19 protein-coding genes and 2 pseudogenes are annotated in these 20,192 nt (G+C 69.0%); 13 read left to right on the plus strand and 8 right to left on the minus strand.

What is annotated here, in order from left to right; all coding sequences use genetic code 11:
• The first annotated feature begins 225 nt into the window (after positions 1–225).
• Positions 226–1,356, plus strand: coding sequence for a WD40 repeat domain-containing protein (locus tag IH68_RS52895; RefSeq protein WP_159403660.1), 1,131 nt, complete (start codon positions 226–228; stop codon positions 1,354–1,356).
• 252 nt (positions 1,357–1,608) lie between these two features.
• Here the strand turns inward: IH68_RS52895 and IH68_RS0109755 are convergent, their stop codons facing one another.
• On the minus strand, positions 1,609–2,997 hold the full coding sequence (locus IH68_RS0109755; RefSeq protein WP_030931568.1) for an IS1380 family transposase: 1,389 nt from the start codon (positions 2,995–2,997) through the stop codon (positions 1,609–1,611).
• A 337-nt stretch (positions 2,998–3,334) separates the two neighbouring features.
• Here IH68_RS0109755 and IH68_RS0109760 point away from each other — a divergent pair, with 337 nt between their 5' ends.
• Complete coding sequence (locus tag IH68_RS0109760; protein ID WP_030931570.1) at positions 3,335–4,156, plus strand: SDR family oxidoreductase; 822 nt, start codon at positions 3,335–3,337, stop codon at positions 4,154–4,156.
• Between the two features lie 41 nt (positions 4,157–4,197).
• The gene (locus IH68_RS0109765; RefSeq protein ID WP_199931864.1) at positions 4,198–5,082 is read left to right on the plus strand and encodes a helix-turn-helix transcriptional regulator; all 885 of its coding nucleotides are present in this window, start codon (positions 4,198–4,200) and stop codon (positions 5,080–5,082) included.
• Between the two features lie 282 nt (positions 5,083–5,364).
• Here the strand turns inward: IH68_RS0109765 and IH68_RS0109770 are convergent, their stop codons facing one another.
• Positions 5,365–5,808 (minus strand): MarR family winged helix-turn-helix transcriptional regulator, encoded by a 444-nt coding sequence (locus IH68_RS0109770; RefSeq protein WP_030931574.1) that lies wholly within the window; start codon positions 5,806–5,808, stop codon positions 5,365–5,367.
• A 144-nt stretch (positions 5,809–5,952) separates the two neighbouring features.
• Here IH68_RS0109770 and IH68_RS0109775 point away from each other — a divergent pair, with 144 nt between their 5' ends.
• From IH68_RS0109775 to IH68_RS0109790, 4 genes are all read left to right on the plus strand, one after another.
• Positions 5,953–6,513: a quercetin 2,3-dioxygenase gene (locus IH68_RS0109775; protein WP_030931576.1), complete on the plus strand. Its 561-nt coding sequence runs from the start codon at positions 5,953–5,955 to the stop codon at positions 6,511–6,513.
• A 6-nt stretch (positions 6,514–6,519) separates the two neighbouring features.
• Positions 6,520–6,666 (plus strand): DUF1427 family protein, encoded by a 147-nt coding sequence (locus IH68_RS52900; protein ID WP_078912388.1) that lies wholly within the window; start codon positions 6,520–6,522, stop codon positions 6,664–6,666.
• Positions 6,663–6,956 (plus strand): DUF1427 family protein, encoded by a 294-nt coding sequence (locus IH68_RS49710; protein WP_037884678.1) that lies wholly within the window; start codon positions 6,663–6,665, stop codon positions 6,954–6,956. The genes IH68_RS52900 and IH68_RS49710 overlap by 4 nt, the downstream gene beginning before the upstream one ends.
• Positions 6,957–7,055: 99 nt before the next feature.
• Positions 7,056–7,955 carry an alpha/beta hydrolase gene (locus tag IH68_RS0109790; protein ID WP_030931578.1) on the plus strand — a complete coding sequence of 300 codons (900 nt, stop codon included), beginning with the start codon at positions 7,056–7,058 and terminating at the stop codon, positions 7,953–7,955.
• A 163-nt stretch (positions 7,956–8,118) separates the two neighbouring features.
• Here the strand turns inward: IH68_RS0109790 and IH68_RS59725 are convergent.
• The 6 genes and pseudogenes from IH68_RS59725 to IH68_RS0109820 all read right to left on the minus strand — a co-directional run.
• Positions 8,119–8,200, minus strand: a pseudogene (locus IH68_RS59725) (transposase); the annotation flags it as partial.
• A gap of 102 nt (positions 8,201–8,302) precedes the next feature.
• Entirely contained in the window at positions 8,303–8,593 is a 291-nt protein-coding gene (gene yajC, locus IH68_RS56330; RefSeq protein WP_051833316.1) for a preprotein translocase subunit YajC, read from the minus strand.
• A 34-nt stretch (positions 8,594–8,627) separates the two neighbouring features.
• Entirely contained in the window at positions 8,628–8,960 is a 333-nt protein-coding gene (locus tag IH68_RS56335) for a hypothetical protein (protein WP_030931580.1), read from the minus strand.
• The gene (locus IH68_RS51700; protein WP_051833318.1) at positions 8,960–9,871 is read right to left on the minus strand and encodes a redoxin domain-containing protein; all 912 of its coding nucleotides are present in this window, start codon (positions 9,869–9,871) and stop codon (positions 8,960–8,962) included. The genes IH68_RS56335 and IH68_RS51700 overlap by 1 nt, the downstream gene beginning before the upstream one ends.
• Positions 9,872–9,975: 104 nt before the next feature.
• A complete protein-coding gene (locus IH68_RS0109815; protein WP_030931586.1) occupies positions 9,976–10,875 on the minus strand; it encodes a PaaX family transcriptional regulator C-terminal domain-containing protein in 900 nt (299 codons plus the stop codon).
• A 143-nt stretch (positions 10,876–11,018) separates the two neighbouring features.
• Positions 11,019–11,438 (minus strand): SDR family oxidoreductase, encoded by a 420-nt coding sequence (locus tag IH68_RS0109820; protein ID WP_324607669.1) that lies wholly within the window; start codon positions 11,436–11,438, stop codon positions 11,019–11,021.
• Between the two features lie 425 nt (positions 11,439–11,863).
• Here IH68_RS0109820 and IH68_RS49720 point away from each other — a divergent pair, with 425 nt between their 5' ends.
• From IH68_RS49720 to IH68_RS0109855, 6 genes and pseudogenes are all read left to right on the plus strand, one after another.
• Positions 11,864–12,283 carry a hypothetical protein gene (locus tag IH68_RS49720; protein WP_159403661.1) on the plus strand — a complete coding sequence of 140 codons (420 nt, stop codon included), beginning with the start codon at positions 11,864–11,866 and terminating at the stop codon, positions 12,281–12,283.
• 229 nt (positions 12,284–12,512) lie between these two features.
• Entirely contained in the window at positions 12,513–13,790 is a 1,278-nt protein-coding gene (locus IH68_RS0109830; protein ID WP_030931593.1) for a bifunctional glycosyltransferase family 2/GtrA family protein, read from the plus strand.
• A gap of 48 nt (positions 13,791–13,838) precedes the next feature.
• Positions 13,839–16,088, plus strand: coding sequence for an ArnT family glycosyltransferase (locus IH68_RS0109835; protein ID WP_051833322.1), 2,250 nt, complete (start codon positions 13,839–13,841; stop codon positions 16,086–16,088).
• Between the two features lie 31 nt (positions 16,089–16,119).
• Complete coding sequence (locus IH68_RS0109840; RefSeq protein WP_030931599.1) at positions 16,120–16,872, plus strand: response regulator transcription factor; 753 nt, start codon at positions 16,120–16,122, stop codon at positions 16,870–16,872.
• Positions 16,872–18,461, plus strand: a complete 1,590-nt coding sequence (locus IH68_RS0109845; protein ID WP_078912396.1) for a sensor histidine kinase — start codon at positions 16,872–16,874, stop codon at positions 18,459–18,461. The genes IH68_RS0109840 and IH68_RS0109845 overlap by 1 nt, the downstream gene beginning before the upstream one ends.
• A gap of 930 nt (positions 18,462–19,391) precedes the next feature.
• A pseudogene (locus tag IH68_RS0109855) lies at positions 19,392–20,192 on the plus strand (hypothetical protein); the annotation flags it as partial.

Raw genomic sequence — 20,192 nt, forward strand, 5'->3', positions numbered from 1 at the left:
GACCCTGACGGCAGGCCGCGGATGGCCGCGGCTTCACGGTCCACGGGCTCCGTGCGCAACTACGACGCGTGGACAGGCGAGGAGACCGCACCTGTCATCCGCGAGTCTGCCGTCGCCATCTGCTTGTACCCCGTCGGCCTAGATCCCCGCAAAGGAACGCTGCTTGCTCTAGGCCCCAGCCGGGGCGGGCCTGTACGCCTCTGGGACCCAGAAACTGGGGCGGCGGTGAGCGAGTTCGCAGCCGACCACGACAAGAGGGTCAAGGGCCTGGCTGTCCTCGACACGGGAGCAAAGGCACCGCTGCTGGTGTCCGGATCCGACGATCACACCGTGCGGATCTGGGACCCTTCCACCCCTGCATCACTCCGAGCTACACGCTGGGAAGAGCCGAGTGACGGTTCACTCCTGGCCCCAATGCCCATGCCGGGAAGGGCGACCCGCCTTGTGAGGCCGAGCTCCATACGCTTCCTCAACGTCACCGCAGCCGCCACCGGAGAAGTACTGCAGCAGGTCAGTCTGCCTGAAGAAGCGGCACCCGCAGGGCTGACCGCTATCACCAGCCACCTGTGGCCCAATGGATCGGTATCAGTGATTGCCGGCACATTCCGGGGCGACATCTTCCGTTGGGACCAGGAAAACGGCTGGTTTCGCATGCATGATCCGATCCACGCGATGGAGCGGATCATGCCGATACATAGGCTGACCCGGACACGTGCCCTGACCACGTTCCGGGCAGATGGCACGGACCAGGTCTTCCTGGCCAGCGGCACTAGTTCAGGCACCGTGACCTTCCACGACTTGGACACCCGCGAGCCGTGGTCTGTCATCCATGAAAGAGGAGCCGTCCGCGCCCTGGCGGCTCTGCCACACCCGGAAGGCGTGATGACGGCCTTCTCGGCCGCTGCCACCGTACGGTTCTGCCGTCCCGAGCAGCCATCCGCACCACTACTCCCCCGGCGTATCGGCGTCGTCGGCTGCCTGACCACATGGACGGCGGAGGACGGTTCTATCCTCCTCGCCACCGGAGGCTCCGACGGCACCGTCCGCCTCTGGTCCCCGGAGGCACCGAAGCGGGAGGCGTACCCCGTACTGCACGGCCATCAAGGCCCGATCACCGCCATTACTAGCTTCCAAGCTTCACCCACCGCACCATGCCTCCTTGCCACGGCGGGCCAACAGGACACCACCGTGCGAGTGTGGGACCCCCGCACGGGCGAGGAACTGGCGCGTGTCGTCACTGGCGCTGCTCTGACGTCACTCTGCGCCCTGCCCATCGGGGGCGATCCGCAGCTCTCGGATCCGCTGCTTGCCTTCGGCGGACCGGCGGGCGCGGGTGCGATTTCGGTCAAGCTGTGAGCCAAGCAGGGCCACTCGTAATGCCTAGGGCGGGGTACGGTCCCTACAAGCAGGGCTGTTGATTGAGCCCCAAGGGTGCACTACTACTGAGCCCGGATCCACCGGCTTGATTCCCGGTTGATCGTTTCGGGGTCGTGCAGGCCGTGCTGGGGCTGAGTTGCGGATTCGGGCATGGGGTGGCCGCTGGTCTGCCCAGCTCTTCCACTCTGTCCACAGGTCTCGGGCCCTTTCGGGTGGGTCGGGCAGGGAATGTCAGTGGGCCGGTGGTGCGTGCACTGTGCTGAAGAGCTGGTTGAAGTCCTCGTTCCAGGGCCAGCGTTCGGGCAGGTGCAGGGTGAGGCGGCGGGCGGAGCGGGCCAGGCGGGCGGGCACGTTGATCAGGTGGTCACGGATGGTGGCGGTGGTCGCTTTGGCATGGAACGCGGAGGCCAGGGTGCCGGCGGCGCGGGTCAGGTTGTGTGCCAGGGCCGCCAGGGCGAGCCACGCGGCATTGGCCTGGAAATGACCGGACGGCGCGTGGGCGAAGCCGCTGTTCTTGACATCGGCGATCACCTGCTCGACGACAGCGTGCCGGCGGTGATCACGCTCGGCATCCCTCAAGGCGAGCGGGGAGTCGGTGAACGCGGCGTGGTAGCGCCAGGTGTCGAAGAGCGTGCCCTGCCCGGCGGGAACGGTACCGGCGCTCAGGCGCTTGACGCGGCGCACGATCAGTCGGGCGGTGACCTGCTGTTTCTTCGGCTTGGAAGTGAAAGCGGTGTAGCGGATCTCGGCTATCTCGGCATCGGAGATCCAGCACTGGCCCTCCTCGTCCCAGACCGCTTGGGGATATTTGATCGGTGTCCAGGCGTCCTCGTCGATGCGGGCGATGGTGGCTTTGACGGAGGCGTTCATCCGCATGGTGATGGAGAAGCGGGCCCCCAGGGCCCGGCAGGCGTTGATGACGTCGGTGCCGTAGAACGCGGAGTCCGCCCGCAGTACCAGCAGGCCGCTGGCGCCGCAGGCGCGTGCGGTGCGGATGGTCTCAGCGACGAACGCTGCCGCCCCGCGCGCGGAGTTCGAGGGTCCCTTGCGCAGCCTGGTGGCGGCGATCACGGGGGCGGACAGGGGTGTGGAGACGACGCCGAGCAGTGCATTCAGGCCCTTGACCTTGCTGTATCCGTATCCGGCGCCCTGTTTGGCGTAGCCGTGGGTGCGGCGGATGGTGTCGTCGATGTCCACGTATGCGGCCTGGTCCGCGCCGGGCAGCAGCGGGGTGTGACGGGCCAGTTCGTGCAGGAACCGGCGGGCCACGGCGTGCAGTTGCTTCACATGCCCGTGGGTGAAGGAGCGCAGGAACGACCCGAGCGTGGACGGGGCCCGCACTTCGGAGAACAGGCGGCCCATCGCGCCGTGCCGCAGCCGGTCCATGTCGTCGATGCTGTCGGCGCCCGCGGCCATGCCGCCCACCAGCGACATCAGTTTCGCCGCTGAGAAGGCGCCGGTGCCGTCCTTCGAGGCGGGCAGCCGGACGTGCTCCCCGACCAGCGCGGGCAGACCGCACCGCTCGGCCAGCCGCACCACCGGCTCCAGCCCGCCGTACGCGATCAGGTTCGGATCATCGAACGCGGATGAGACCGCCACTGCGGCATGGGAACTTTGCATCTCGGAAGTGCCTTGTCGATCGTGCCTGATGTGGTCCTAGAAAAACCCCATCATCGCAGGTCGCAAGGCACTTCTTCGTTTCTGGGTGAACCATCCACCGGCATCAAGCCGGGGTGATCCGGACTCAGCGCACCAGGAAAGGGGGGTTCTGACAGTACCTGTATCACCAGGGTCTCCCAGATGTGCACAACGCCTGTCAACCTGGCGTGAGTCGCAAGCGCCGACAGCACTCCATGGACACGCACTGCAGCTTTACCTCCATCAGCTCAATTCAGCTGCTGCCCCGAATGCGTGACCGTGTCGGCGCATTTTGGCACGACAGAAGGAACGGATACCAATGACGGACAACCAATTCACCACTCACACGGAACTTTTCGATCTGAGTGGGAAGTACGCACTTGTCACTGGCGGCACCAAGGGCATTGGGATGATGATTGCGCGCGGCCTTCTCCAGGCGGGCGCCCGCGTCGTCATCAGCTCACGTAATGCGGACACGTGCGCGGAGGCACAGCAGCTGCTATCTGAATTCGGTGACGTCCAAGCAATTCCCGCCGACCTGTCCAGGCACGACGAGTGCCAGCGCCTCGCTGATCTCGTCATGGCCGACTCGGAACGCCTGGACATCCTCGTCAACAACGCGGGAGCGATGCGTAGCGATCCGCTGGAGACGTTCCCGGACGAGGCCTGGGATGCAGTGCTCGACCTCAACCTCAAGTCGCCGTTCTGGCTGGTGCAGGCACTGCTTCCCGCACTTCGCAGGGCGGGAACCGCCGATGATCCGGCACGGATCATCAACATCGGCAGTATCGCCGCCATCCACGTCGCCCAGGCGCCCACCTACTCGTACGCCAGCAGCAAAGCGGCTCTCCATCAGCTCACCAGAGTGCTTGCCCGGGAGCTGGGTCCACAGCACGTCACGGTGAACGCGGTAGCACCGGGAGTCTTCCCGTCGCAGATGATGGGGGCCACGCTCGCTGCCATCGGCGACAAGATCGCGGCGGCGGCCCCTCTGCGCCGGCTCGGCCGCGACGACGACATGGCGGGTGCCGCCGTGTTTCTCGCCAGCCGGGCTGGGTCCTACCTCACGGGCGCCATCATCCCGGTAGATGGCGGCACCGCGACGACTGCAACGGGTACTCCCCCCGTCATGGGCCACTGAATAGTACGGCTGAACGGGCCTATGGTAGGGGGATGGCCACGATGGATCCACGCACCGAGATCCGGGAGTTTCTCAGCTCGCGTCGCGCCCGCATCGCACCCGAGCAGGCGGGCCTGCCCGCTTACGGCGGTAACCGCCGGGTAAAAGGTCTGCGCCGCGAGGAGGTCGCGCTGCTCGCGGGGGTATCGGTCGACTACTACGTGCGCATGGAGCGCGGCAGCCTCGCCGGTGCCTCCGACGGAGTGCTCGACGCGTTGGCCTCTGCCCTGCAACTCGACGAGGCCGAGCGCGACCACCTGTTCCACCTGGCGCGCCAATCCAGGGCGCCCCGCAGCCCACGCCGGCGCAGGCCTGCCGTGGCGGTGCGCTCGACGCTGCAGCAGGTGCTCGACGCGATCTCCGATGCGCCGGCCTGGATCGGTAACGGCCGTTATGACGTGCTCGCCATGAATCAACTCGCTCGCGCGCTGTATTCACCGGTGCTGGCCGATTCGCGACGGCCCGCGAACACAGCGCGGTTCGTCTATCTGAAGCCCGAGGCGGCCAGAGATTTTTTTGTCGATTACGACCAAGTCGCCGGTGCCGTGGCTGCGAAGCTGCGCATGGAAGCCGGCCGCAATCCGCACGACGAGGAGCTGATCGCCCTGGTCGGCGAACTGTCAACGTGCAGTGAGCTATTTCGGCAGCGGTGGGCATCTCAGGACGTGCGGCTGCACCGGTCCGGCCGTAAGCGTATGCACCATCCGGCCGTGGGCCAGCTCGACTTGGACGTCGAGTCCCTGGAACTGCCCGCCGAACCCGGCCTGCACCTCAACGTCTACACCGCACCCGCGGGCACACCGACCGCTGACAATTTGGCGCTCTTGGCGTCGTGGGCGGCCACCCAACAGACGCTGGCGACCGAGCTCGAAGCACACAACGGATAGTCCAACCCCTTCAGCCGTACTAGGATCCGTTTCCCCGACCAGCGCGGGCAGACCGCACCGCTCGGCCAGCCGCACCACCGGCTCCAGCCCGCCGTACGCGATCAGGTTCGGGTCATCGAACGCGGATGAGACCGCCGCCGCGGCATGGGAAGATTGCATCTTGGAAGTGCCTTGTCGATCGTGCCTGATGTGGTCCTAGAAAAACCCCATCACCGCAGTTCGCAAGGCACTTCTTCGTTTCTGGGTGAACCATCCACCGGCATCAAGCCGGTGGATCCGGGCTCAGGGGATCTCGACCAGGGGTGGCTCCCCCCACGGCGCTTCAAGCGCCTGCCGCAACGCCCCGACGGCGGCGGTGCCGATGCGTTCGGCCAGCTCTCGCTCGATCACGGCGAGCGCGACCTGGGCCCTGCGATGAACACGAACGCCTTCGCCAGTGGGACGGATCAGACGGCGGCGGGCGGAGGCGGGGTCAGAAGCCTGCTCCAGCAGCCCCATGCCGATCAGGCCGTGCACGGCCTGATGGACGGTCTGCCGAGTGACGCTGTTCCGGCGGGCGAGTTCGGAGATCGTGGTGCCCTGTTCGTCCAGGGTGGCGAAGACTGCCGCCTGCGCAACGGTCACCGGCTGCTCGCCCGCAGCCTCCATGCTGGCCAGCAACGCGTCGTCGCACCAACGCTTGGCCTCAGCGAGGAGCTGGGGCAGGTTCGGCGCGGGCGTGGTCATGGCTCCTCAAAAGGACGGGATGCCGAGCATAGCGCCCCTTCGCGGGCGGCCCGATTCGGCAGACCTCCGCGTCACGGCGGGGTTCCCTACACGAGAATGTCAGGTAGCCTGACATTCATTCGGCCCGTTGCACCGGAGGTTTCCATGACCATGGAGTTCACCACCCCGTACCGATCCCGCTCACGCATCCCCGCCGAGCCCGGCACGCCCTACTTCATCGAAAAGGGCATGGGCGACCGCGCCCACCTGTTCACCGACCTGGTCACCGTCTACGCCGGTGGCGAGCAGACCGAGAACACCTTCAACTTCTTCACCCTCGAAGGCCCCAAGGGCGACCTCATCCCCGCCCACTCCCACGCCGACACACACGAGGTCTTCTACGTCACCGACGGCGCGGTCCGCCTCTTCGTCGAGGACCTCCAAGGCGAGCAGCACGAAAAGCTCCTGGGCACAGGCGACTTCGGTTTCGTACCCAAGAACTGCCCGCACGCCTACCGCATCGAGCGCCACCACAGCCGGATCGTCGGTGTCGCCGCGGGCCCGGGAAAGACCTTCGAGCGGTTCTTCGAGAGCCTCGGCACGCCCACCGACGAACTCGGCCTGCCGCAGAGGCCGTACGTGCCCGAACCCCACAAATTCGGCACCGTTCCGCTCCAGCACGACGTGCAGTTCCTGCCCGACCACCAGTGGCGCACCGGCGCCTGACCCACCGTGACCTACCTCGAAGCACTGCTGGCCGGAACCCTGGTCGGCGCCCTGTACGCGGCGCTACGGGTCAAGGCCCCCGCTCCCCCTCCCGTCGCCCTGGCCGGTCTGCTGGGAATCCTGCTCGCGCAGAGCATCTTGGAACGGCTGTGAGGGGCCGACACCGCACTCGGGCGGTCACATTCGGCCGCCACCTCGCCGTCTCCTTCGGCGCCGGGCTGATCATGGGCGCCCTCTTCTGGGCCTGGAATCTCAGGGCACCGGCACCGCCCCTGCTGGGCCTCACCGGGCTCCTGGGAATCGGCCTCGGGGAGCGCGCAGCCACGTCGCTCGGCGCACGGATCGCCCGCCGCCGCGCCCCGGCAACACCACCCCAGGTACCGCCCGCAGCCGATCCGGAGAAGACCCGCCGCTGCACCTGCGCCCCGTCCACCCCGCACTGAACCGCACGTCGGCCCCCGCCCGACCGGACTGCCCGCCCCTCCCACATCCCCCGGCGCAGCCCGCACAGCCGCCGCCCGTCTCGTTGGGAACGCCCCCGCATGCCTTTGCCGCCCGAACTCGCCGCCCTGCTCGCCGTTCCAGCCCCCGCCCAGCTGCCCCTCCCGCCTGCCGCGCGCCCCGCCCCGGGCACACGGCTGCTGCGCGGCGCCGTCTACTCCGCCCCCGCCGGGATCCGACCGCTCGAACTCGACCTGTGGCTGCCCGACGAGGTACAAGCCCCTCTGCCAGTCATCATCTACATCCACGGCGGCGGCTGGCGAACAGGCACCCGCACCGACATGGGACCCCGGTTGCGAACGTGGCGCCCCAGTCCCTTCGCCCGCCTCGCGCAGGCCGGATTCGCCGTCGCCAGCCTCGATTACCGTCTCACCGGCGAAGCCACCCACCCCGCCCAACTGGAGGACGTCACCGCCGCCAAGGCCTGGCTCGACACCCGCGCCGACGAACTCGGCCTGGACACCGGCCTCACCCTCGCCTGGGGCGAATCCGCCGGGGCCCACCTGGCCGCCCTGCTCGCCCTGACCACCCCGGTACGCGGCTGCATCACCTGGTACGGCCCCATGGATCTCACCACCCTGGCGGACCAGTCCCGGCCCGGCAGCTACGACTCCGCCAGCCCCACGACACGCGAAGCACTGCTGCTCGGAGCGCCCCCCGCCAAGGCCCCCGACCGCGCCCGCGCGGCCAGTCCGGTCACTCACGTCACCGCCGACGCCCCGCCCTTCCTCATCCTGCACGGCACCGACGACACGCTCATCCCGCTCGCCCAGGGCGAGCAACTCGCCACCGCCCTACGCGCGGCGGGAGCGCGCGTCGACTTCCGTCCCGTCCCCGGCGCCAACCACGCATGGGGCGGCCTGCCCGACGAAGAGGTCGAACGCTGCTTCACCACCTCCCTGGACTTCGCCCGCGCACTGACCATGCCGCAACGGCCTTAACTTGTCCTACCTTTCCAGGCGTGGGTCTGAACCCTCTCCGCTGCGACGCTGCGGTGGCTAGAGGGCGTCTGAAAAGCCGGTCAGCGGGCTGATCTTGCGATGCGCCACACGAGGAGCATGGCCATGGTGAGGTAGATGGCGTTCTCCGAGCAGACGCGCAGGTGCTCGTAGTCCTTCGACAGCCGGCGACACCGTCCCAGCCAGGCGAACGTCCGCTCTACCACCCAACGCCGCGGGACCACGGGTCTGCCGGGGTGGGTCGGGTGTTGGCTGGCAGCGGCGGGTAGATACAGGGCGAGAAGGTGGTCCTGTACCGCGTCGGGGAGGCGAGGTGGTGCGCCGGACGGTCAGCGGGGCACCTCGGGTCGCAGCACGCGTATGACGGCCTCCCTGTCGCATTCGTGGGTCATTCCGGGAGCCACGTCCAGCTGGACAGTGCCCGAGGCGAGTCCCGACACCGTGGCGTGGATCCCACCGCATGTCACGACGCGGTCCCCGACGCATAGACCCTGACGCAGAGCGGTCAGTTCGCGGGCGAGCCTGCGCTTGGGGCGTAACAGGGCGAAGTAGGCGACGACCGCTGGTATCACGAGCGGCACCAGCAGCAGAGGAAGAGAGGAGAGGCTGATCGCGGACACGAGTCGAGTCCCCTTCGATCCCGAGCGTGCGAGCTCAGGCAGTGGTGACGGCCCGGGTGAGGGCGTCTCGGATGTCGGCCGGGTCGGGGAGGGCACTGGGCCGCCCGTCCCGACGGCGGTACAGGCGGCAGGTGAGCGCGGGCGGCGTATCCGCTCCGGGCGGGACGATGTCCACGCCGTCGACGCGGATGGTGGGCGAGCCGATGAAGTGCTCCCGGGCCGCCTCTTCGTCACTCACGAGCTGGTAGCTGTCGATGGTCGACGGGTCCAGTCCGAGCTCGGTCATCGCCTCGGCGAGCATGGCCCGGGCCTTGCCGTGGGAGGGACAGCCCGACCACCACAGCAGTTCCACGCGCGGGGCGGCCATCACAGCGTCCACTTGATGGTGCAGCCCACCGGCTGGGTCCGGTCGGGCTCGGGGGCGGTGCCGTCCAGGACGTGCCGGAGAGCACTGCGCAGCCAGGCCGCGTTCAGGGACTCGTCGTCGACCTCGGCGTCGGGCGCACCGTGGTAGGCGACGACGCCCCAGGCGTCGAGGACGAAGACGTCGGGGGTGTGCCGGGCACCCCACCGGCGGGCCACGGCCTGTCCCTCGTCGACGAGATAGGGGCCAGCGAAGTCGCCCGCGGCGACCCGCTTACGGGAGTCCTCCACCGAGTCCTTGGGGCTGACCGCGGGGTCGTTGGCGTTGATCTGCAGGAACCGCACGCCATGGTCGGTGTAGTCACGGGCGACCTGTTGCAACCGGTCGTGCCAGCCCAGCGCCCACGGGCAGGGATTGCAGGTGAAGACCACGACCGTGGCGGCGGCTTCCCCGTGGCGCAGGGTCACGAGGTCGCCCTCGGTGTCCGGCAAGGTGAAGGAGGGCGCGGTCTGCCCGGGCTTCAGGGGCTGGGCGAGGTCATCCGGCTCGGTGTGATGGGGGTGCGGGGTGATCCGGGCGATAAGCCCTTCGTCGTTGAGGTCGAAGGAGAAGTCCATCGCGCTGATGGGGCCGCCAGGGCTGGACAGAGGTGCGCCGGCGGGGCCGGTTCCGCGGACCGTGACCCGTCCTGCTTCCCGCAGCGGAAGCACGTTCCACTCGACCTGGCCCAGTCGGCCGGCGGGCATGGAGGTGGCCCTGTCGATGACCGCGTCGGCGCCCTGCGCCTTGCGTCCCGCGAACTCGAAGACTGCGTCTGCGGCGAGCACGGCCCGTAGGTCACCGGCCGCGTCCTGCGACGTCTGAGCCGCGAACCAACCCCGCACGCTGGCGGGCGCCGTTTCCAGGGATGCCATGGGGGAGCTCCTGATCTCTCGTGGTGCCGGCATGCGACCTGCACCGTCCCCGCCACTCTAGGACGTGTGACATAAAATTTGTATCTACAAAAGTTATGTCACATTCACTGGGCTTCCCGTGCCCCGGTGCCTTCCGGGGTGAGCGAACGGAAGTAGGCATGCGCCTGCGGACCCCAGGAGTGGCGGCGGTCCTCGACGAGGTCGCGGGCCCGCGCGTAGGGCCAGTCGAGTCCCAGGACGTCACTCGGCAGTCCGGGCTCGGCCAGCACGCACGCGCGCCAGGCGTGGACCAGCTCGGTCCAGTCCCTGAAGCAGTCTTCGGGCCCTTCAGGAGCTCGATCGCCGAAGTCGGCGAGGAGGCGTTCGTAGCGGTCGGCGACGGCGTCCAGGTCCCAGGCGCGCTCGGCGACAATGCGCGCCTCCGGGTGTTCGATGCGGGAAACCATCCTCGTGACGCTCACCCCCGGCTCGGCCGACAGCGCCTCGACGATCTCGTCCTTGAAACGGGCCCGGGGAGAGATCCACACGCCGTTGCCCAGATAGCCGAGTCCGTTGAGCAGCATCGAGGTCCGAAGTCGGTAATGGGCGCTGGGGTTGCGGCCTTTGGACTGCACCACGAACACGTCCCATGTCCCGTCCCAGTCATCCCGGCCGGCCTCGCCCCGCAGATGCTCGGCACCCAGCAGCAGGGTCTCCCGTGCCTCCTCAGTGAGTTCCACGTACGACCTGTTGCCGTGTCGGCTGCTCGTCAGCGCGCCTTCACGGGCGGATCTGGACACCGCCTGCCGGACGGCGGCGGGCCCGTGCCCGAGCACGCGCAGCGCTCCCACGAGCGTCTCCTGCCACACACCCTCGCCGTCCGGCGCCACGTACTCCTCGAGGACATCGAGAAGGGCCTGCGTCGCCGAGCCCGAGCGGCCTGTCCGGCCTCCCGGAGGGACGCTCTGCGCCGTCGAGATCCCGGAGGGCTGCTCGGGTGAGGCCGTGATGCGACGCGGCGACATGAATCCTCCTCCGGCGGCCCGCGGGACGACCGGTTTCGTGCGAGGCCGCGGCCACCGTCACAGCGAAATCTACCTACGCGCCTTCCGGCCGCCCGGGGAGCCTGCCAGCTCCTCGCGGCGCTCGTACGTCGTGCCCTCGCCGGTCACCTCTCGTGTGGCACGCCCCGGCCGCCCACGGCGATGGAGGCGCCGCCGTCCACTAGGAAGTTGGCGCCCGTAGCCCAGGAGGCCTCGTCGGACGCCAGGAGGAGGGCCACGTAGGCCACGTCTAGGGGTTCCCCCAGGCGGTCGAGAAGCACATGGCGGTGGGCGTTCTCGGCCCCTTCCCCGGTGCCGAGCAGCTGAGCGGGGGTGCGGATGCCCCCGGGGGAGATGGAGTTGGCGCGGATCCCGTGCGCTGTCCCCTCGATGGCGAGCTGGCGGGTGAGCGCCATTGCCCCGCCCTTGGCCGCGGTGTGGGCGATCGCGGGCAGGTTGGGCACGACACGCTGGGCGTTGACCGAAGCCGTGTTCACGAGGGACCCACCGCCGACCGCCAATCGGTCCGAGGCCGGGGTAGGCAACGTGGGGTGGGCCAGGCGACTGGCGGCGGGGCGTTGCTCCTGTCCGTTGAATCCTCAGCTGCTGCGGCTTCGTGGGCCGCTGGGGGAGCCGCAGGTATTGCCGGTATTGCCGGAGCGGCCGGCACGGTCGTGGTCCGGCAATGCCGGACAGTTCGCGTCAGCCGGCGCGCTGTGCGTTCCGGCGTTGCCGCAGGTGCTCGGCGAACTCGCCCGAGACGACCACGAGCGCAGCAGTCCCTGCACACCCCAGGGGGCCAGGGACTGATCCGTAACCTTGCTGAGCAGCCCAAAGCCGAGGGTGACAAACGCGCACCACGCCATCCACGCGCCGACTGCGTACCAGCGGGCTCTTTTCACGGCGTCACCTTTCTCGGGATCAGGAACAGACGCCTGAGCCATCGGCGGCGGATGGGCATCGTGTGCCGGTGTCCACGGGTGTCTGTCCGGGGTCACGTGAGGAACTCATCGATTTTCTCTACGACTTGAACCTTCAGGCGGGCTGGAAACCGTCTGTGCGCCGTATCGCCGCACTCGCCGAGCTGTCGCACAGCACCGGTCACAAGGCGCTGACTCGTCGTGATCTCCCCGATCTGCACGTGATCGTGGCCATTGGGCTCGCACTGGCCGATGAGGTCTGCGTAGCGGACTCCGACTTCGACCGGGACGCCTACCTCGACGGCATCGACCGTCGGATGACCGAACTCTGCATGCCGCGACTCGGGAAGGGGCGCTTCCTGTCGCCGGAAGCGTCCGCGCCGCTGTGGAACGAGCCTGGTCCGACCGTGTGCAAGAGCCGATGGGGCCGATCGGTGATCGCCAGAAGCGTGCCGTCTCCCAACCCATAGCCATCTCTCGGCTGGCTCCCGGGCGCCTGACCTCGGCTTCCCGGGTCGCGCAGTGAGTATCAGCGACGTCCTCCCCACCTGCCGTCGGCGGAGTGACAGCGAGCTCCCCGCAAGTTCCCAGCTTGCACCCCGCGTTTCCCCTGCTGCGCACGTCAGAGTCGACTCGCGCACCGTAGGACGCGGTCGCGTACGGGAGCCGCCCCACAGGTCCCCACCGCCAGAGGATTCCATGACATACACCAGCAGTGGCCCGCGTACCGGGCGACGCTTCGTGTCGCCCTCGCCGGCCGATGCCTCCGACGCGGCTGCCCCACGCACGCCGACCGTCGAGATCGTCATCCCGGTCTACAACGAGGAACGGGCGCTGCCCGGATGCATCCGCACCTTGCACGCCCGGCTGCGCGACGAGTTGCCCTACCCGTGGCAGATAACGGTGGCGGACAACGCCAGTGTCGACGGCACCCTCACCGTGGCCCAGGAGTTGGCGCAGGAGCTACCGGGCGTGGGTGTGGTCCACATGGACCGCAAGGGCCGCGGCCTGGCCCTGCGCACCGTCTGGGGTGCCAGTGACGCCGACATCGTCGTCTACATGGACGTCGACCTGTCGACCGGCCTGGACGGACTGCTGCCGCTGATCGCTCCGCTGGCCAGCGGCCACTCCGACCTCGCCATTGGCAGCCGTCTCGCCCCTGGTGCCCGTACCGTGCGCGGTCCGCGCCGGGAATTCATCTCCCGCTGCTACAACGGGCTGATCCGGCTCACCCACGGCGCCCGCTTCACCGACGCACAGTGCGGGTTCAAGGCCGCCCGCACCGAGGTCCTGCGCCCGCTGCTGACCAAGACCCGGGACGACGCCTGGTTCTTCGACACCGAACTGCTGCTGCTCGCCGAGCACAACGGGCTGCGGATCCACGAGGTGCCCGTCGACTGGGTGGAGGACGTCGACACCCGTGTCGACGTCGTCGGCACCGCCACCGACGACCTGAAGGGGCTGTGGCGCATGGCCCGGTTGAAGGCGTCGGGAGCGGCTCGGGTCCCGGTGCCGAACCGTCCGGAGCCGGCGGCCGAACACCCGGACGCGGTACTGGCACCGGATGCCGCACGTGCCCAACTCGCCTGGCAGATCGGCTGCTTCGTCGCCATCGGCATCGCATCGACCGCCGGACAGGCCCTGCTGTACTGGCTGTTGCGCGGCTGGTGGCAGCCCGCCCTGGCCAACTTCGTCTCCCTGCTGGTGCTCACGCTCCTCAACACCGAGGCCAATCGCCGCCTCACCTTCCGCTATGCAGCGCCCGACGTGGGCACCCGTCGCGCCCACCTGAGCGCCGGAGCCCTGTTCGTCCTCGGCTACCTGGTGACCTCCGGCGCGGTGCTGCTGTTCCGTGACGTGGTGCCCGACGCGTCGACGGCCGCCGAGACCTTGGTGCTGGCCGTCTCCTCGGTCCTGGTGACCGCTGTCCGCTTCCTGGTGCTGCGGCTGGCCGTGTTCCGCCGTCGCACGTCCTGAATCCCCGTCCCCTGATCCCCGTATGACCTCCTGAGAGTGAATCCCGCCATGACCAGCACTACCGAGGCGCAGACAAGCACCGTCGTGCGTCAGCCGGGCACGGGCCGTGCCCTGCCACGTTGGGCGGCTCCGGCCGCCCTGGGGGCGATCCTGCTCCTGTCCGCTCTGCTGTACGGCTGGGCTCTGGGCTCGCTCGGCTGGGGCAACAGCTACTACTCGGCCGCCGTGAAGTCGATGGGCCGGAGCTGGACCAACTTCCTCTTCGGCGCCTTCGACCCGGCCGGAGTCATCACGGTCGACAAGCCCCCGGCCGCATTGTGGCCGCAGGTGATCAGCAGCAAGATCTTCGGCCTGCACGGCTGGGCGCTGATCCTGCCCCAGCTGCTGGAGGGCGTTGCCGCAGTCTTCGTGCTGCACCGTACGGTCCGCCGCTGGGCGGGCGAGGGAACCGCGCTGATCGCGGCCCTGGTGATGACGCTGACCCCGATCACCGTGGCGATCAACCGGGACAACAATCCCGACACCCTGCTGGTGCTGTTCCTGGTGTCGGCGGCCTATGCCCTGACGCGGGCCCTGCACTCCCGGGCGACTCGGCGGGGCACGTGGTGGCTGTGCGCGAGCGGCTTCCTGATCGGCTGCGGCTTCCTCACGAAGATGATGGCGGCCTGGATGGTGCTGCCGGCTCTCGCCGCGGCCTGGCTGGTCGGCGCGACCGGACCGTGGCTCGCGCGTATCGTGCGGCTGCTGATCGCCGGTGCCGTGTGCGCGGTGTCCTCGCTGTGGTGGGTGGCGGTGGTCGCCTGGTGGCCCGCCGATGACCGGCCCTACATCGGTGGCAGCACCGACGGCGGTGCCTGGGACCTGGTGACCGGCTACAACGGGCTCGGCCGGATCTTCGGCCAGAGTGACGGCTCCGGCGGGATGGGCAACATCGGGGGCGCCTTCGGGGGTGAGTCGGGTCTGCTGCGGCTGTTCAACGACCAGGTGGCCGGACAGATCAGCTGGCTGCTGCCCGCGAGCGGTGTGGCGCTGATCGTCGCGATCGTCGCAGCGGTGCTGCGCCGGTGCGGCAAGACCTCGGCGGGCGAGTTGCTCGCCGGGTCCGGGTGGGTGCTGTGGGGGACCTGGCTCGTCGTGTGCGGCCTGGTGTACTCCACTCAGGAAGGCACCTTCCACCCGTACTACACCACCCAACTCGCCCCCGCTGTAGCCGCGTTGACCGCCGGGCTGGCGACGGCGCTGGCGCGGGCGCACCGGGCCGGCGCCATCTGGGCACTGCCCGGCGGCGCTGGAACCGTGCTGGTGAGCGGGGTCTGGGCCGCGATCGTGATCCGCCGGGTGCCGTCCTGGAACGGGTGGCTGGCCTGGCTGGTGCTGGTGATCGGACTGGCCGTCGTCGGACTGGTGCTGGCGGCCGCGCTCAACGCCCGGCTGCTGCCGGTCGCCCTGGGAGGTGCCCTGCTGGCTGTGCTGCTCGCCCCCGCCGCATGGGCGGTGAGCGTACCGGGCGGGTCAGGATCCGCGATGGGCGGCTCCAACCCGACCGCCGGGCCCGCCTCGATGTCCTTCGGCGGCGGACGATCGTTCGGCGGTGGCGGAAGCGGTGGCAGTGGCGGGAGTGGTTTTCAGCTGCCCGAGGGTATGGAGATGCCGGAGGGGTACGGCGGCGGCTCGGGCATGCCCGGCGGGGGCATCGGCGAGATGCCCGAAGGCATGGAGCTGCCCGAGGGTATGGAGATGCCGGAGGGCATGCCGGGCGGGACCAGCGCCGGCGGCTCGGAAGCGGGATCCGGCGGCACCATGCCCTCGTTCCCCGGAAACGGCGGCGGCAGCGGATCCGGCACGGGCCGCCTGGGCGGCGCTACCACCCTCACCTCCGAGCAGCGCAAGATCCTGAACTACGCCACCGAGAACTCCAAGGGCGCTCGCATCAGTCTTGCGGTCGAAGGCGGCGCCCAGAGCGCGGCAGCGTTCATCCTGGACAGCGACGCCACGGTGATCGGCATGGGCGGCTTCATGGGCAGCGACGACGCGCCCTCCGTGGAGCAGCTGGAGAAGTGGACCAAGAGCGGTGAACTGCGCTACGTCCTCGGCTCCGACTCCTCGGGCGGCATGGGCGCCATGATGGGCGGCAAGGACGGCACCGCCTCGCAACGATCGACCTGGATCAGCGAGAACTGCACCAAGGTCCCGGCCAAGGAGTACGGCGGCAGCACGAAGAGCTCCAGTAGTGGCCAGGCATCGGGCGGCATGATGGGCCGTACCGGCACGACCCTGTACGACTGCGCTGCGAAGTAGCAGCTGAGGCAGAACGGACGACTCCGCATCCATGGCCGAACAGCCCGCCGCCCGCGCTCCGCACCGCCTGCTGGTGGTCGAGGACGACCCCAGTATCCGCATGCTGCTGGAGTCCGCGCTGCGGCTGTCCGGCTACGAGGTGGCGAGCTCTGCCACCGGCCAGGCGGCGCTGCGGGACGTCGAGGGCTTCCGTCCCGACCTCGTGCTCCTCGACGTCATGCTGCCCGACCTGGACGGCTTCGCCGTCACCCGCACCCTGCGGGCGGCGGGGGTGCGAACGCCCGTGTTGTTCCTGACGGCCCGTGGTGAGGTCACCGACCGCATCGCGGGCCTGACGGCCGGCGGCGACGACTATGTGACCAAGCCCTTCAGCATCGAGGAGGTGCTGCTGCGCATCCACGCCATTCTGCGCCGCACGGACCCGGACACCAGGTACGACGTGGAGGGCGTCGAAAAGGGCGTCCTGCGCTTCGCCGACCTGGAAATGGACGAGTACGCCCATGAGGTGCACAGGGCCGGCGAGTACATCCCGCTCTCGCCCACCGAGTTCAGGTTGCTCACCTACCTGCTGGAGAACAGCAACCGCGTGCTGAGCAAAACCAAGATCCTCAACCATGTGTGGGGGGTCGACTTCACGGGCGACGGCCGCATCGTGGAAACCTATGTGAAGTACCTGCGGCGCAAGATCGATCGTCTCGACCCGCCGCTCTTGCACACCGTGCGCGGGGTCGGCTACTGCCTGCGGCTGCCTCGGCACCACCACAGCACCGGAACCGACCTGTGATCCGCGGATTGACACGGTGGCTCCGATCGCTGCGCAGCCGCCTGGTACTGGGAGCAACCCTGCTCGCGGCGGCGGCCGTTTTCACGGCACAGACCATCGGAATACTCGTGCTCCACTCGTGGCTGCTCGACCGGGTCGACCAGCAGCTCACGGAGTTCATCCTCCCGCAGCGGGCCTTCACGGACCGGGACAGGCGGGCCGGTGAGCCGGTTCCGGGCTCCGTCAGCCTGCCCTCCGACTTCAGGGTCACCTTCTACGACGCCTCGGGTGCGAAGCGCGGCACGCTCGGCGGCGGGGACACGCCGGGGCCGAAACTCCCGAGCTCCACAAGCGAGTTGAACCTGACTCCGGGGCAGCAGGCCACCGTGCCGGCCAGGTCCGGAGACAGCCACTGGAGGGTGTTGCGGGGAACGGGAGCCGACGACGCCAGTTATGTGGTCGCCCTTCCCCTCGACACCGTCGAGGAGACCATGTCCCAGCTTCTCGTCCTCAACGTGGCCGTATTCGCCGTGGCGGTGGTCGCACTGGTCGCCGTCGGCCGCTGGGTGGTCCGCCTCGGTCTGCTCCCGCTGACCCGGATGGAGCGCACGGCCCAGGACATCGCCGCGGGCAACCTGAGCCTGCGGCTGTCCGACACCGATCGGCGCACCGAGACCGGCCGCCTGGGCACCGTACTGAACGACATGCTCGACCGTCTCCAACAGGCCCTCCGCCAGCGCGAGTTCTCCGAGGCCCGGCTGCGCCGATTCGTCGCCGACGCCGGGCACGAACTCCGTACGCCCCTCACCTCCATCCAGGGCTTCGCCGAACTCGCCCTGCGCCATCCCGACCGGACCGCCGACCAGCGTCGGGAGGCCGACGAGCAGGTCGCCAAGAATGCCCTGCGCATGAACCACCTCGTCGACGATCTGCTGCTGCTCGCCAAACTCGACCAGGAACCCGAGTACCGCAGGGTCCCCGTGGACCTGCTCTCGCTCGCGGCCGACGCGGTGAGCGCGGCGACCATACGCGCGCGCGGCCTGCACCGTGTCACGCTCAGCCCGCTGGATGCCACGGCAGAGGACTCCGAGTTCGACGTGGTGGAGACCGTGGGCGACCCCGCTCGTCTTCTCCAGGTCGTCAACAATCTGTTGTCCAACGCCCTGGTCCACACACCGCCCGGCACCCCGGTCGACGTGCGTGTGAGCACGGCCCGCGCGAGTGCGATGACCGGTGGCACCGACCGCCCGGGCCGCACCAGTGCCGCTCCTCCGCTGGCCGAGGGCACGGCGATCTGTGTGATCGAAGTGGTCGACCAAGGCCCTGGTATGACCGCCGAGGAGGCCGAGCGGGTCTTCGAGCGCTTCTACCGTGTCGACCCCTCCCGCTCCCGCGACCAAGGCGGCAGCGGCCTCGGCCTCGCCATCGCCTCGGCGATCGCCCAGGGCCACGGCGGACGTCTTGAGCTCGACACGCGAGCCGGATCGGGATGCACCTTTCGGTTGCTGCTCCCGGTGGTCGACGGCCGAGTAGGCCGTGTATCGGAGCCGGACGTCCCCTCGACGCTGCCCGCCATCACGCGCCGACCGCCCGGCCGGTTCATGGCGTAGGCCCTGTCCAGGTCGTCCTGGGTGAACTGGCTGACATAGCCCCGGACGCCGGGCATACCGGCCGGGAACTCCGACTCGAGCTGGCTCTCGTCGGCGGGGGGTGTGTCCGCGGGCAGCGCGACCATCGTCAGGGAGCCGTCGTCGGCTGTGTAGACCCCGAGGGGGTGGTACTTCTGGACGACGCCGTCGAGGTCCTGGTACTGCTGCTGGCTCGTCAGTGAGTCGGACGCAGACGGCGTATCCGTATCGTCCGCGTAGGAGGGGACGGGTGATGCCAGGGACACCGCTGCGGTCGCGGCGACGGTGGCCAGCGCCGCGGCGAGGCGCCTTCTTCTCGTTGTGGTCCTCATCGTTCCTCTTTCTCGCGGAGGGAGCCGGCGGCCGGATCGGCAGGGTCGGCTCACGAAGGAGATGAATTTTGCGAACGGTGTGCGGGCACCGCTTTCGGCCCGTTGGGCCCGGTACCCGGAGGTGACCGGGCCCGCCCTGCGGGTCAGGCCCGCTTCAGGGGAGTGGAGACGCTCCCACAACGGTGTGGGGGCTCTCAGTGCTCGTGAGGGTCTGAGCGGCACCGGATCGGAGGTTCCGCTTCGATGGGCTCGGCCCCTCGTGCTGTGTGCCATGCGGCAACAACGCTGTTGTCGTGGCTTCCACCTGTGTGGATGACGTCGACGATGCAGGTGAAGGACAGACCGAAACAATGGGGGACGTTATTTAGTAGGTAGTGCCGCCATTAAGACGCCCACCCCGACGTGAAACAGATCAACATCGACCGGGCCCTGTGCCAGGGACACCTCGCCCTCGCGCAGGGGCGGCGCTCCCTGGCCCACGACCACTTCGCCACCGCGGCGGCGGCCGCCAGCGGTACGAGCGAGGTGGACGTGAGCATCAGGATCGCCGCCGCGCTCGCCGGATTCCATCTCGCCGAGGGTGCCCCCGCAGGCGGCCTGGGAGATCGCCGAACCCGCGCTGTCGATGTTGCGAGGACTCAGGTCCTGGGCTCGGACCCTGGACCTCGTCCCGGTCGCGGTCGAGGCCGCGCTGGCCTGTGGGCACCACGCGTTGGTCGAACGACTCGTGGCGGAGGCCGAGTCGGACGTGTGCGGCCGCGACGCGCCGACCGCCTCGGCCGAACTGGCGCTGGCCCGAGGTGTCTTGCTGCGCGCCACCGAGCCGGTGCGGGCCGCCGAGCACTTCGCCGAGGCGCAGCACAGATGGCAGGACATCGACCGTCCCTACGACGTCGCCAAGGCTGCCGAACGCCGGGGTGAAGCCTTGACCTGCTCGTCTCCCGACGACGCGGCGGCGCACCTGACCGACGCGGCGCGCGGCTTCACCGAGCTCGGCGCGACCTGCGACGCCGCACGCTGCCAGCACCGCCTACGCGAACTCGGTCTCCAGACGTCACGGCGACCGGGACGCCGCGGCTACGGAACCCAGCTGTCACCCCGTGAACTGGAAATCGCCAAGCTGCTCGCCGACGGCGCCACCAACCAGGACATCGCCATCGCATGTCCACCCTCGCCGGGCGTACCGTCGAGCGGCGCCGGCCGTGGAGCGGTCTACCGAACGAGCCTGTTGGCACGGAAGATCGAGGGGCAGTCGCGTCCCTCGGTTTGGGAATCGCTTCTCAGAGGTCGTTTTCGTCTATGGTGCGGTGTTATCGCTAGTTTTGCGACCACTGATGATCTGGTGCTGGTGAGTCTTCAGTGCGGAACGCGGCTGGCGAGA

It is taken from the genome of Streptomyces sp. NRRL S-646, assembly GCF_000720765.1.
Lineage (GTDB): Bacteria > Actinomycetota > Actinomycetes > Streptomycetales > Streptomycetaceae > Streptomyces.